The following is a 14,217-nucleotide window of genomic DNA, read 5'->3' as shown; positions in this document are numbered from 1 at the left end:
CTTTTATGACCTTTATTGTTTTAAACCCTTATTGTGGGAAAAAATAAGTATTTTAGTGTTTCAAAAAAATTAAAGCTAAATGAGTGTTTCCGGTAAAAAGATACTTATCGCCGTTTCAGGAGGAATTGCGGCTTATAAAGTTCATTTTCTGATAAGGGATTTTGTGAAGAAAGGAGCTGAGGTACAGATAATAATGACTCCCGATGCAGAACATTTTGTAACCAAATTAAGCCTCTCAACATTATCCAAGAAACCTGTTTACTCTGATTTTTATGGAGATAACGGTACCTGGAACAGCCATGTGGAATTAGCCTTATGGGCAGATGTCATGATTATAGCTCCATGTACCGCAAATACATTGGCTAAAATGACTCATGGGATGTGTGATAATCTCGTTATCGCGACCTATATGTCAGCAAAATGTCCCGTGTTTATTGCCCCGGCAATGGATTTGGATATGTATGTACACCCATCCACCAAGAAAAATCTGGAACTTGCTGAAAGTTTCGGACACACAATTATCCCCGCAGAAAACGGTGAACTGGCGAGTGGACTCATTGGACAAGGCAGAATGGCCGAGCCCGGTACTATTTTTAATACTATTGAAGATTATTTTACAGATAATACAGCCACAAATAGTCTTGAGGGAAAAACAGTACTGATTACTGCCGGACCTACTTATGAAGCGCTTGATCCGGTAAGGTTTATAGGAAATCATTCTTCAGGAAAAATGGGCTTTTCTCTGGCTGAGGAAGCTTCAAAAAGAGGAGCCAGAGTAATTCTAATCTCGGGGCCAAGTTCCCAAATCCTTAATGACAAAAATGTAGAACTTCATAAAGTAACTTCAGCCAAAGAAATGCTGGCCAAGGTATTTGAATTCTATGATAAAATAGACATTGGTATCGCGAGTGCTGCGGTTGCAGATTATGCTCCAAAGGAGATTGCCAAAGAGAAAATCAAGAAAAATGATGAAAATCTCACCATTGAGCTGGTTAAGAATCCTGATATTCTTAAAACCATGGGAGAAAAGAAAACCCATCAGTTTTTGGTAGGCTTTGCTTTAGAAACTCAAAATGAAGAAGAAAATGCAAAAGGGAAGCTGGAAAAGAAAAATCTTGATATGATTGTTCTTAACTCTTTGCGTGATGAGGGGGCAGGCTTTAAAAATGACACCAATAAAATAAAGATATTTACAAAGACTGAAAAGAAAGAATTCAATCTGAAATCTAAAGATGATGTCGCCAAGGATATTCTCAATTTTGTTGAGTCTCAGATTTTAAAATAATTTTAATAAATTTCCGTTCTCAATTTTTAATAGACAATGAAAAAAATTATAAGTTTATTTTTTCTGTTTTTGATATGTAACCTTGGTTTTTCTCAGGAACTACTGGCTACAGTCCAGGTAAATTCTCAGCAGATAGGAGGAAGTAACCAGCAGGCATTTAAGTCACTGGAAAAAAGCCTTAGAGACTTTATCAATAATACCAGCTGGACAGGAAAGAAATTGCAGAATTTTGAAAAGATTAAATGTGGATTTGCCATTGTGATTTCAGAAAGAAATGTAAACAAATTCACAGGTACAATTGTTGTGCAGGCAGTACGTCCCGTTTATAACACAACATACGAATCCCCTTTACTGAATCTTCAGGATAAAAGATTCAGTTTTGAATATATTGAGAACGAAAACCTTATTTTTAACGAAAGACAGTTTTCCGGCAAAAATCTTACGGATGTCATCAGTTTCTATATTTATCTTATTTTGGGATATGATGCAGATAGTTTCCAGTCAATGGGAGGAAGCCAGTGGTTTGCAAAAGCTCAGCAGATTGCCCAAAACTCTCAGAACAGAAACTATGACGGATGGAATACCATTAATGAGCCAAGAAGCCGTACAATACTGATCAATGAAATAATCAACCCTAACTGGAGCCAGTTGCGTTCTACAATGTATACCTATCACAGGTCAGGAATGGATAATCTTTTCAATCAGGATCAGACCGCAGGCAAGAAGGTGATTTTCGATGCCCTGATGCAGCTCAAGAGATATGAAAACTCATTTCAGCAAGGATTTTACTTCAATCTGTTTATGGATACTAAAAGTGATGAGATCTTTAACGTTTTCAATTCCGGAAATAATGGCGGCCTTATTCTTAATGACTTAAAACAAACCATGATTATTCTTTCACCGAAAAACGCAGATAATAAGTGGAATAAATGGAAGTAATCAACAATCGGGGAAAGATTGAAGAAATTATTGACAGAACCCTCAATTTTTGGATTGAGAATGATCTCAATAAACTTCCTTGTGATATTGAGCCCCGGATCAGTCTGATGAAGAATGGAAATCATGGCTTCCTGTTAAAAGTTCCATTACAGATACCGAACTTCAAGAATTTGAAGAAGAAACCGGATTTGTTTTCCCAGATGATTTTAAAATATTTCTGAAACATAAGCATTTTTATGAGCTCCAGATTTCAGAAGTTTCATTTTGCCCACTACCAATCAATAGCTGGAGAGCCTCTCTCCGTGAAATGATGTTTGATACCTATCCAAGAAAATTTCTTTTCGACAAGGGATATGTTCCCTTTGCAGTATATAGTGATTGGGGATTGCTATGCTTTGATACCCATAACAATAATGCTGTAGTTCGCTGGGATCATGAGGATGTTGATTCTTTTGAGTATCAATACAAGGACTTTCACGAATTACTTATTGAAATTTCAAAAGAGTAGGTTGGTATATTAATCAATATTTGTCATTTCCGCTTTCATTAAAAAAACTTATTTTTACCATTCAAACTCCAATTGGATTATAACCGGAATATCAATGCTTTCGAGAATTTACATTAAAAACTTTGCCTTAATTGATACCTTAGAAGTATCATTGAAAAATGGTTTACAGGTAATAACCGGTGAAACAGGTGCCGGTAAATCCATTATTCTGGGAGCGCTACGACTTATTCTAGGAGAAAGGGCTGATGTGAAATCCATTGCAAAGACAGAGGAAAAAAGTATTGTAGAAACGGAGTTTGATCTTAACAATCAGTTTAAGAAGTTTTTCATTGAAAATGATCTGGATTACGAACATCAGACCATTATAAGAAGAGAAATTCTTCCATCAGGAAAATCTCGTGCATTCATCAATGATGTTCCTGTAACATTGGATGTTCTTAAAGAACTTTCTTCCCAACTGATTGATATTCATTCCCAATTTGAAACATCCAATCTTTTTACATCAGAATATCAGTTTAAAATTATTGATGGACTTTCTGAAAATAAAAAGATTATAGAAGAATATCAGCAGGAATTTTCGGATTTTCAGAATCTGAAGATGCTGCTTAAAAAATTAAAGACCCAACTTTCAGAATCTACCAAAGAAAGCGATTATAAAGAATTTTTGCTTAATGAGCTGGAAGAGTTAAAGTTGGATGATGTAGATTTTGAAGATGTTCAGAATCAGTTGTCTATTCAGGAAAACGCTGGAATGATTTCTGAAAATGTAGGACAAATCTTATCAAGATTCCATCAGGAGGAAATCGGAATTTTGTCTTTCTTTAATGAAGCAAAAGCTAAACTTTCCAGAATATCTGAAGTCTCTACCAGTTTTGCAGAGCTGGATCAAAGGCTTGAAACATCTTTTGTAGAGCTGAAAGATATTATTTCCGAACTAGAACATGAGGCGGAAAAGGTAGAAATCAACCCTGAAAACCTTGTATTTCTTACAGAGCTGAACAATAAGATCAATGCACTATTTCTTAAACATAATGTTTCAGATCTTAATGAACTGATAGAAATAAGAAACGAATTAGCAGGAGATCAGAAAGGAGCTTCAGAATTGGAATCACAGATTGCAGAAACTGAGGAAAATATTTCTAAAAAAGAAAAGACCCTTCAAGTCCTTGCTGAGAAACTTTCTAAAAATAGAAAAAAGAACGTTCCTGTTTTTATTAAAAAAGCAGAGAATCTCCTTAAAAAATTGGGCCTTGAAAAAGCAAAAGTTGATATAGAATTGCAGGAAGCTGTAGAATTTAATCAGTTTGGAAATGAAAATATCCAACTATTATTTCAGGCGAACTCAGGATTCCCATTAAAGCCGATTCAAACAGCAATTTCAGGAGGTGAAAGATCAAGGGTTATGCTTGCCGTGAAGAAAATTATTGCGGAAAGCGATGAATTACCGACCCTGATTTTAGATGAGATTGATACCGGAGTTTCAGGAAAAGTAGCAGAGGAAATCGGAAATCTTATGCGTGAAATGTCTGAAGATATGCAGCTGATCGTTATTTCTCACCTTGCACAGGTTGCTGCTAAAGGAAATGACAATTACAAGGTTGTAAAACAGGATGTTGCCGGGAAAACTCAATCCACCATTATTGCTTTGAGTGATGAAGATAAGCTGAACGAAATTGCCCAATTGCTTTCCGGAAGCAAAATTACAGAGGCAGCTCTTGCACAAGCAAAAGAGTTGATTGGCTAGGGCTTACTGCTCCCTTTCAAAATCATTTTTAAAGAAAGTTTAAGATTTAAAGATCTGCTGGAGAAAGTCATATTCCTTGGCTCATGACAGCATGTCTATTTTGAAAACAGCCCTATTTTTAAGCATTAAAAATTAAAGATTTTTTACCATCCACCCTTGAATTCTCTGATAAGTTTAAATAACTTTACTACAAAAAGACGGATGAGTACGATAGAATCACAAAATGTAACTGATTATCCTAACAGCAATACCATCTTCATGGTCTGGAAACTTCATGATAGTCCACAGCTAAAAGATGTTTTTCAGAAACTATGTGCCTTGGTGCTAAATCTTAATAATTCCGGTTTTAACAGATTTCCGGACAGTAGGGTAAGTTGCGTGATGGGAATAGGTGCTGATGCATGGAAGAAACTAGAACTTCCGACACCATTACCCAAAGAGCTGGTGAATTTTGAAGAAATAAAAGGTGATAAGCATATTGCTGTTTCTACACCAGGTGACCTTCACTTTCATTTAAGGGCAGACAACAAAAGTCTGATCTTTGATATGGCTGTTGAAATATCCAGGCTGTTGAATCCTGTTGCAGAAAGCATTTTGGAAATTCATGGATTTAAATATTGGGATGCAAGATCGATTCTTGGCTTTGTAGACGGAACAGAGAATCCACATGGAGAGGATCGGGATTATTTTGCAAAGATTGGAGACGAAGACCTGCCGTATAAAGGAGGAAGCTATCTGTTCGTTCAAAAATATCTTCACAATATGGATGCATGGAAAAACTTGTCCACAGAAGATCAGGAAAAAGTAATAGGAAGATCCAAGGAAAATGATATTGAAATGTCTGACGAAGTGAAACCATCCAATTCCCACATTGCTTTGGCCAATATTGAAGGTGAAAATGGTGAAGAGCTAAAGATTGTAAGAGACAATATGCCTTTTGGAAATCCCTCTACCAATGAGTTTGGAACCTATTTTATTGCCTATGCAAGTACATTTACCACTACAAACAAAATGCTGACTCATATGTTTATTGGAAATCCTCCCGGAAACTATGATAGAATATTAGATTTCAGTACAGCAGTTACCGGAACACTTTTCTTTGTTCCTACCAGAAATATGCTGGATGACTTCTCAGGATAAAACCAAATAAGAACAAAGAGGTTCTATCAATTCCTTTTATCTCGATTTAAATGATATAAAAAGCCCCGGAATTTCCAGGGCTTTCTACTATTTAATCTATATTCTAAAATTATTTTAAACTACCGACCATATCTTCAGGTTTTACCCATTCATCGAATTGCTCAGCTGTTAAAAGACCCAGATTGATGGCTTCCTCTTTTAGCGTTGTACCATTTTTATGGGCTGTCTTTGCAATTTTTGCAGCATTTTCATATCCAATGTGAGGATTTAAAGCTGTTACAAGCATTAAGGATTTGTCAACAAGTTCTTTAATTCTCTCATGGTTTGGTTCAATGCCTACTGCACAGTGATCGTTAAATGAAATACATGCATCAGCAATCAGTTGTGCGGATTGCAGGAAGTTATAAGCAATTACCGGTTTGAAAACATTCAATTCGTAATTACCCTGAGTGCCTGCAAATGAAATGGTTGTATCATTCCCCAAAACCTGAGCACAAACCATTGTTAAGGCCTCATTTTGAGTAGGATTTACTTTTCCGGGCATAATGGAAGATCCCGGCTCATTCTCAGGAATATGAATTTCCCCGATCCCGGAACGTGGCCCCGATGCCAATAACCTTACATCCTGAGCAATTTTAAATAGAGAAACAGCAAGCTGCTTTAAAGCACCGTGGCTTTCCACAATGGCGTCATGCGCTGCCAATGCCTCAAATTTATTTTCAGCTGTGATGAACGGGTGACTGGTAAATTGGGCAATATATTCAGCAACCTTTACATCATACCCATTTGGGGTATTCAATCCTGTGCCTACAGCCGTTCCTCCAAGAGCAAGTTCAGCAAGGTGTGGTAGGGTGTTTCTTAAAGCTCTTAAACCAAACTCCAATTGAGCCACATAACCCGAAAACTCCTGGCCTAATGTAAGCGGAGTTGCATCCATAAGGTGGGTTCTTCCGATTTTTACCACATCCTTGAACGCTTTTGATTTTTCTGAAAGGGTATTTTTTAACTTTTCAACCGCAGGAATGGTTGCCTCTACTACTTTCTTGTAGGCTGCAATATGCATTGCTGTAGGATAGGTGTCATTGGATGACTGAGATTTGTTGACATCATCATTGGGGTGAATTTCAGATTTGTCACCTAATGTTCCGCCATTATTAACGTGTGCTCTGTTGGAAACAACCTCATTTACATTCATGTTGGATTGTGTTCCCGAACCTGTCTGCCAGATCACCAAAGGAAACTGATCATTGAGTTTTCCCTCAAGGATTTCATCACAAACCTTGGCGATCATATCTCTTTTTTCAGGTGAAAGTACACCCAAATCAGCATTGGTATAGGCCGCCGCTTTTTTTAGATAGGCAAAAGCCTCAATAATTTCATGAGGCATTGATCCCTCAGGGCCAATTTTAAAATTGTTTCTTGAACGTTCTGTTTGTGCTCCCCAAAGTTTATCTGCAGGTACCTGCACCTCTCCCATGGTGTCTTTTTCTATTCTGTAATTCATTGTGATTGAAATTTTTATAAAGTTACTGATAACCGTAGAAATTCACAATTTATAATCATTATAAATATCAATCTAAATGACTGATTTTGCTCATATTTTTTAAGAGGAGCCGTATTTTTGTACAAACAAAAAATTGAATGGATTTTAGATATCAGGATCCGTATCCGATTCAGAAGGATGATACGGTGTATAAAAAGCTTACATCAGATTATGTAAAGGTTGAAAAACTGGGTGACAGAGAAATTTTGACAGTTGACCCAAAAGGATTGGAATTATTGGCTGAAGAAGCTATGGCAGACGTTTCCTTTATGTTGCGTTCTTCCCACTTGGAAAGCCTTAAAAGAATTATTGATGATCCTGAAGCTACAGATAACGACAGATTTGTTGCCTACAACCTACTACAGAATGCTGCCGTAGCCGCAGAAGGAGCTCTTCCTTCTTGTCAGGATACCGGAACAGCTATTGTAATGGGTAAGAAAGGTGAAAACGTATACACCGGAGTGGATGATGGTGAATTCTTAAGCCGTGGGATCTTTAATACCTACCAGAAAAGAAATCTAAGATACTCTCAGGTAGTACCTTTAACAATGTTTGACGAAAAGAACTCAGGATCAAACCTTCCGGCACAGATCGATATTTATGCTAAAAAAGGAGATTACTATGAATTCCTTTTCTTAACAAAAGGGGGAGGTTCTGCGAATAAAACATTCCTATACCAAAAGACAAAATCTTTATTGAATGAAAAATCTCTTGAAGAATTTATCAAAGAGAAAATTTCAGATTTAGGAACTGCAGCTTGTCCGCCATATCACTTAGCATTGGTGATCGGAGGTACATCAGCAGAAGCTAATCTTGCTGCAGTGAAAAAGGCTTCAGCAAAATATTATGATAATCTTCCTACAGAAGGAAATGAAGCCGGTCAGGCATTCAGAGATCTTGAATGGGAAGCTAAAGTTCAGAAAATCTGTCAGGAAAGTGCCATCGGAGCGCAATTTGGAGGAAAATACCTTACTCATGACGTAAGAGTAATCAGACTTCCAAGACATGCTGCTTCTTGTCCAGTAGGAATGGGTGTTTCTTGTTCAGCAGACAGAAATATCAAAGGAAAAATTACAAAAGAAGGAATTTTCCTTGAGCAATTGGAACAAGATCCAAAGAGATTCTTGCCGGCTACACCACCACATTTGGAAGAAGCTGTTGAGGTTAACCTGAATAAGCCAATGCCTGAGATTTTGGCTGAACTTTCAAAATACCCAATCAAAACAAGATTAAAACTAAACGGAACATTGATCGTAGCAAGAGATATTGCTCACGCTAAGATCAAGGAAATTATTGATAGCGGTAAACCAATGCCGGAATATTTCAAAAATCACCCAATCTACTATGCAGGACCGGCAAAAACACCAGAGGGTATGGCTTCAGGAAGTTTTGGGCCTACTACAGCAGGAAGAATGGATGTGTACGTTGATGAGTTCCAAAGCCACGGAGGAAGCATGATTATGCTGGCGAAAGGAAACAGAAGTAAGGACGTTGCTGATGCTTGTAACAAGTACGGAGGTTTCTATCTTGGATCAATTGGAGGACCGGCTGCTATTCTTGCAAAAGACAATATTGTGTCTGTAGATGTAGTAGACTTCCCGGAATTGGGGATGGAGGCCGTAAGAAAAATTGAGGTAAAAGACTTCCCTGCATTCATCATTACCGATGATAAAGGAAATGATTTCTTTGCTAATCTTGCCCACTAATTAGTTTAAAATTAAAATAAATTAGAAAATAGAGCCTCTATCTTTTGTGTAAAAAGGAAAAAAGTTCTATTTTTGCCTAAAATCTTTAAGAGATATGATAACGATTTTATCAGCATTTTGGCCGTTTTACCAGTTCCTATGGACTGTATTCTTCATTACTATGTTCTTAGTGGGGTTCTGGTGTATTTTTATGTTCTTCGGATTAGTAATCCCAATGTGGCTAACTGAAGGTTTGAAAGAGTACTTCGGAAAAGTGAAGCCTTTCGATCCTGAAGATATCAGAAGAAAACTTGTTTCTGAGCAGGAAGGGGTAGAGGTAATCTACAGCCAGCCTAAAGGAAACGGACCTTTCATTCACGATCACGGACATCATCATTAATTGATTGTCATTGCTTTTTCACCTTAATTCTGAAAAAGTAATATCAAAGCAAAACAACATATATAAACCGCTTAATTTTTTAGGCGGTTTTTCTATTTATTATGTCTCAGATGTTCCGGAGATACTCCGAACTTCTTTTTAAATGCACGGGTAAAGTTCTGGATATACTCATAGCCACACTCAATGGCGATTTCCTTAATCATCATCTCCTTGTCAGTGATTAATTTTTTCGCCCTCAGCATTCTAAGCTCCGAAATATAATGTGAAATGGTAGTATGATATTCTGCCTTAAATTCCTTTCTGATCATATTTTGGTTAACTCCCATGAACTTTCCAATTTCTTCTGCCTTTATATTTCGATGGTAATTTTCATCAATAAACTTTTTGACCATTTCAGGATTCTTGGATGTTGATTCCAATATATTTTTTTCATTGAATTGTTCAAAAATAAGAATCAAAAGCTTGATGATTTTAGCTTCAATAAATAATTTCTGCATCACTCCTTTTTTAGAATAGCTTAATATTTCTTTAAGTATCATATGCATTTCAACCGTCATATTCGGAGGAGTTGCCTTCTGGAGGAAAACAAAATTATTATGAATCATACTTTTCAGAATTTCTGCCCCTTCTTCATTGGATTCAGAGTGAATCAGGTTTGAAACATACCTATAGTTGAGATGAATGTGTAAATATTTTAAACTTTCAGGATCATCAGTCCATAGCTCTGCATTACTTTCCCGGGATGAGTAATGAAGGATGTATTGGTTTTTTTTGAACAATAATGAAGTACCACAGTCATGAGCTTTCAGATGGATATTCGGACTTAGCAAAAAAAGAAGATTAAAGCTAGATTGATCCTCATGAATAGATGATCTCGAAATCCTTTCAGAATCGGGGGCTTCCTGTATTACAATCTCGATGTTATCGGATTTGAACACTATTTCACTTCTCATACAAGAAAATTTACGGTTACGGTACAACTTAAAGCAAATCCTCAATAGGATAACTAAAAATTGGGAAATGATAACCCGGAATTAATTACGAGGAGTACTTTTGCGCAAAATTAAATTAAATTTAGAATAATTAAAAATAATATTTATGATTGGAGGTTTATATTTTGCAGTAAGAAAACTGGGAGTAGGAATAATATTAATACTCATGGCAGGAAGCACACTATATGCACAACAGGGTACAGGAGCTCCCCAGAGCTGTAATAATGGAGATCCCGGAAGTAATACCGGAGATGTGGGCTGTGTTTCATTTACATATCAGGGACAGCCCGTAACTTATACTACAGTACGTGGTGGAGACGGAAAAGTTTGGCTTCGACAAAACCTTGGAAGCTCAAGAGTTGCCAATGCAATAAATGATGCAGAAGCCTATGGAGATCTTTTTCAATGGGGAAGATGGGATGACGGACATCAATTGAGAAATTCAGCTACAACATCATCTCCCTCTGTGAATAACCCAAAAGGTCTACAGGGAATAAATTCTTATATTACCGGTACTCCTGCTTGGTGGGATACAAATGGAGGCGGTGATAAATGGACAGGATCCGGCTCAGCAGATGTATCAGAGACCGTTGGTATTGATCCTTGTAAGGCAATAGGCCCGGAATGGAGATTGCCTACACAGAGTGACTGGGCCAATATTCTCCCTATTGAAGGGATTACTAATCCTACAAAAGCTTTTGAAGGAAGTCTGAAATTACCGATGGGAGGATTTAGAGGTTCAGAGGGAGGCTTTACATTTGTAGGACAAAGAGGCTATTTTTGGAGCTCTACTGCTACAGGAACAGGTGCGAAATATTTATATATAGGGGCCACAGTTACCAATGCAGCAGCGGGTTCACCAAGGTGGCAGGGAGCATCAGTAAGATGCATTAAAACAACTGCTGGATTAGGTACTTCAGAAACTAAAACTAATCGTTCCACTACCGAAGTCTATCCCAATCCTACCAATGGAATTCTTATGGTAAAGGCTGATTCCAAAATTGAGGAAGTAAAGGTTATAAATGCTGTAGGGCAAAGAGTTGCAGTATTGTTTTCAGATAGTCAAATCAATATGAACGGACTTTCGCAAGGATTATATATGATTGAATTAAAATTAAAAAACGGTCAATCAGTCTTTAAAAAAATCATGAAGAAATAATATTTTTTTAGGATTAAAATCAATAGTCTTTAGAATTCTCGTTACATACAAAATAGTTCATTACAATTACTTTTATTGAAAGGCTCATGAAATTTTTCATGGGTCTTTTTTCTTACCAGGCGATGTGGGCCTTTTTTTGGATATTTAAAAAATTACTCTACCTTTGCAGTAGATTTATCAAGAAAGGTGGAGGGATTTGGCCCAAAGAAACCTTAGCAACCGACACAATTCCAGAAGTGTAAAGGTGCTAATTCCAACCCGATGGGGGAGATAAGTGAAGTCAATATTCTTATATGAATTCCATTTCTTGAAGTCTTGTGTATCTGCAGAATGTTCTGTGGAGAAATAGTATTAATTGGCAAGAATAAAGATGAAAAAACTAAGTATAGCTGTAGTACTGCTTGGGACAATTTTAGTTGGAGCTCAGGAGCAGGAAGATAAAGGAAAACAAATTGAAGATATTATTATCGTAGGAAACCGAGGTGCTAAAAGAACAAAACTGGAAACTCCGGTTCCCGTAGATGTTATCAATATAGATAAAATTCAAAAATCATCACCGCAAATGACAGCTCAGGATCTCCTGAATTATGTTATTCCATCCTTTAATTCCGTAAGACAGTCTGCTTCTGATGGTACAGAGCATATTGATCCCGTAACCTTACGAGGGATGGGGCCGGATCAGGTTTTGGTATTGCTTAACGGAAAAAGAAGACATACCACCTCTTTGGTGAACTACCAGAATACAGTTGGGAATGGTTCTGTGGGAACAGACTTAGGCACCATTCCTATCATCGCCATTGAAAAAATTGAAGTTTTAAGAGATGGTGCTGCAGCACAATATGGTTCAGATGCCATTGCGGGGGTTATCAATATCATCCTTAAAAAAAATACCGGAGCTTCAGCAAGCTTAACCTATGGATTAAGTGGAAGAAATGATGGAGATACCTATCAGGCCGGAGTTAACTATGGTGCGGCTCTGGGGAAAAATGATGGTTTTGTGAATCTCTCATTACAGTTAAGCCATAGAGGGAAAACAACAAGAACTCAAAATCATGACCTTGATATTTTTGGAAGCAATTTTGCTTATGAATTTGCTGATAATCCAGATGTTGCACGGGAAAAAGACGATGCCATCATTAGAGAGAGGGGGCTAACACGAGATGATTTCAATTTTCAAATCGGAGATGCACAAATCCGACAAGGGCAGCTTTTCTTTAACTCAGAATATCCTTTGAATGATCAATTTAAACTGTATTCATTTGGAGGCTTTAGTGTAAAAGAAGGGAAAGGGTATGGTTTCAGAAGACTTCCCAGCGAAACATCAAATGTTGTTTCATCCATTTATCCCAATGGTTTTCAGGCGGTATTGGGATCTCAGATCTATGATGTTTCCTATGCTGTAGGAGCAAAATATAACGTCAACAATTGGATGCTTGATCTGAGTAATACATTTGGAAATAATACGTTCAACTATAACATTAGTAATACCAATAACGCTTCTTTAGGAGCAAAATCACCTACCCGTTTTTATGCAGGAGCCCATAGCTTTTTGCAAAATACCATTAATCTGGATGTCTCTAAAAGTATAAAGAATTTCAATATAGCCTTTGGTGGAGAATTCAGATTTGAGCAGTACCAGATTAAGGCCGGAGATGAAGCTTCTTATGCACAATATGACACCAATGGCAACATTGCTTCGGACGGATCTACGGTAAGCGGAGTGGGAGGTTCGCAGTCTTTTATTGGCTTTTCTCCACGTAATGTATTGAAAAAAGACAGACATTCAACGGCGGTGTATGGTGATTTTTCATATGATTTAGACAAAAAATTAAATATTGATGTTGCGGCAAGATTTGAAAACTATTCAGACTTTGGAAATAGCTTGAACGGAAAACTGGCAATAAGGTATGAGTTTGTGAAGAATTATGCCGTAAGAGCGGCTGTGGGAACAGGGTTTAGGGCGCCATCACTTCAACAGCAGTATTTTAACAATTCCTATGCAGACATTTCTCCCACCGGCTTGAAGATTGTTACCAAAGGAATTTTTAATAATGACAGTAAAGCAGCTGAAGTTCTTAATTTTGACCGCTTGAAGCAGGAAACCTCAGTTAACGGAAGCGCAGGATTTACATTAAAGCCAGCAAAAGGACTATTCATTACCGTAGATGGGTATATCATTAAAGTAAAAGACCGAATCGTTATTACAGGGAATATTACAGATCCAATACTATCTGATCCCAATGTAGTAGGGAAAGGAAACGAGGTAGAAAGCGGACGCTTTTTTGCCAATGCCATAGATACAGAAACCAAAGGGGTAGATGTTGTGGTTTCTTATGATTGGAAATTGGGAGGAGGAAATCTTAATATCAACCTTGCCGGAAATTATACAGAAACAAAAATTACAGATTTTCATTTTCCAGAAAATATTAACACCCCGAGAGATCAATACTTCGGGCCGGATCAGATCAACATTATTGAAACGCTTTCCCCAAAGACCAAAGCTTCATTAGGTTTGAACTACGGAATAGGAAAATTTAATTTTCTCGTGAGAAATACCTACTTTGGTAAAGTAATAAGAGATGGTTTCCCTTTTGGAGAAGTTCAGGAATTTTCCCCAAAGGTAGTTACCGATGTTAGTGTGGGATATGATATCACAAAAAATATCAACTTTACCGTAGGGGCTAATAATGTATTGGACGTCTTTCCTGATCTTCAGGTCTATAAAAATTCATATTATGGAGTATTCAAATATGCGCCGGTACAAATGGGAACATTGGGAAGCTATTTCTTCGGAAGACTTAATTTTAACTTTTAATCATTAA

The 14,217-nt window shown here is 37.2% G+C and carries 12 protein-coding genes and 1 riboswitch; of the genes, 10 read left to right on the top strand and 2 right to left on the bottom strand.

The features are described from left to right. Positions 1 to 79: 79 nt before the first annotated feature. From coaBC to C7D53_RS19415, 6 genes are all read left to right on the top strand, one after another. Entirely contained in the window at positions 80 to 1,285 is a 1,206-nt protein-coding gene (gene coaBC, locus C7D53_RS19440; RefSeq protein ID WP_106918059.1) for a bifunctional phosphopantothenoylcysteine decarboxylase/phosphopantothenate--cysteine ligase CoaBC, read from the top strand. A gap of 36 nt (positions 1,286 to 1,321) precedes the next feature. Next, positions 1,322 to 2,224, top strand: a complete 903-nt coding sequence (porD, locus tag C7D53_RS19435; RefSeq protein WP_106918058.1) for a type IX secretion system protein PorD — start codon at positions 1,322 to 1,324, stop codon at positions 2,222 to 2,224. Then, complete coding sequence (locus tag C7D53_RS19430; RefSeq protein ID WP_106918057.1) at positions 2,215 to 2,445, top strand: hypothetical protein; 231 nt, start codon at positions 2,215 to 2,217, stop codon at positions 2,443 to 2,445. The genes porD and C7D53_RS19430 overlap by 10 nt, the downstream gene beginning before the upstream one ends. Beyond that, positions 2,370 to 2,732 (top strand): SMI1/KNR4 family protein, encoded by a 363-nt coding sequence (locus tag C7D53_RS19425; RefSeq protein ID WP_106918056.1) that lies wholly within the window; start codon positions 2,370 to 2,372, stop codon positions 2,730 to 2,732. Before C7D53_RS19430 ends, C7D53_RS19425 begins: the two co-directional genes overlap by 76 nt. Before the next feature lie 94 nt (positions 2,733 to 2,826). Next, positions 2,827 to 4,476, top strand: a complete 1,650-nt coding sequence (locus tag C7D53_RS19420) for a DNA repair protein RecN (RefSeq protein ID WP_106918055.1) — start codon at positions 2,827 to 2,829, stop codon at positions 4,474 to 4,476. A 201-nt stretch (positions 4,477 to 4,677) separates the two neighbouring features. Next, positions 4,678 to 5,616, top strand: a complete 939-nt coding sequence (locus C7D53_RS19415) for a Dyp-type peroxidase (protein ID WP_106918054.1) — start codon at positions 4,678 to 4,680, stop codon at positions 5,614 to 5,616. A 109-nt stretch (positions 5,617 to 5,725) separates the two neighbouring features. Here C7D53_RS19415 and fumC read toward each other — a convergent pair whose 3' ends face one another. After that, a complete protein-coding gene (fumC, locus tag C7D53_RS19410; protein WP_106918053.1) occupies positions 5,726 to 7,120 on the bottom strand; it encodes a class II fumarate hydratase in 1,395 nt (464 codons plus the stop codon). A gap of 137 nt (positions 7,121 to 7,257) precedes the next feature. On the opposite strand from fumC, the gene C7D53_RS19405 reads away from it, so the two are divergent. Both C7D53_RS19405 and C7D53_RS19400 read left to right on the top strand, forming a co-directional pair. Next, positions 7,258 to 8,865, top strand: a complete 1,608-nt coding sequence (locus C7D53_RS19405; RefSeq protein WP_106918052.1) for a fumarate hydratase — start codon at positions 7,258 to 7,260, stop codon at positions 8,863 to 8,865. Positions 8,866 to 8,959: 94 nt separating this feature from the next. Then, positions 8,960 to 9,244: a hypothetical protein gene (locus C7D53_RS19400; RefSeq protein ID WP_185126716.1), complete on the top strand. Its 285-nt coding sequence runs from the start codon at positions 8,960 to 8,962 to the stop codon at positions 9,242 to 9,244. A gap of 92 nt (positions 9,245 to 9,336) precedes the next feature. Here the strand turns inward: C7D53_RS19400 and C7D53_RS19395 are convergent, their stop codons facing one another. Continuing rightward, positions 9,337 to 10,197, bottom strand: coding sequence for a helix-turn-helix transcriptional regulator (locus C7D53_RS19395; protein ID WP_106918051.1), 861 nt, complete (start codon positions 10,195 to 10,197; stop codon positions 9,337 to 9,339). Between the two features lie 145 nt (positions 10,198 to 10,342). Between C7D53_RS19395 and C7D53_RS19390 the strand changes: the two genes are divergently transcribed. Together C7D53_RS19390 and C7D53_RS19385 are read left to right on the top strand one after the other, a co-directional pair. Then, positions 10,343 to 11,395, top strand: coding sequence for a T9SS type A sorting domain-containing protein (locus C7D53_RS19390; RefSeq protein ID WP_106918050.1), 1,053 nt, complete (start codon positions 10,343 to 10,345; stop codon positions 11,393 to 11,395). A 171-nt stretch (positions 11,396 to 11,566) separates the two neighbouring features. Next, positions 11,567 to 11,672, top strand: a riboswitch (SAM riboswitch). A 93-nt stretch (positions 11,673 to 11,765) separates the two neighbouring features. Then, entirely contained in the window at positions 11,766 to 14,210 is a 2,445-nt protein-coding gene (locus tag C7D53_RS19385) for a TonB-dependent receptor plug domain-containing protein (protein WP_106918049.1), read from the top strand. Positions 14,211 to 14,217: the final 7 nt, after the last annotated feature.

This window comes from Chryseobacterium aurantiacum (assembly GCF_003020585.1).
In the GTDB taxonomy this organism is placed as follows: domain Bacteria; phylum Bacteroidota; class Bacteroidia; order Flavobacteriales; family Weeksellaceae; genus Chryseobacterium; species Chryseobacterium aurantiacum.
This window is presented reverse-complemented; position numbering and strand designations above follow the sequence as displayed.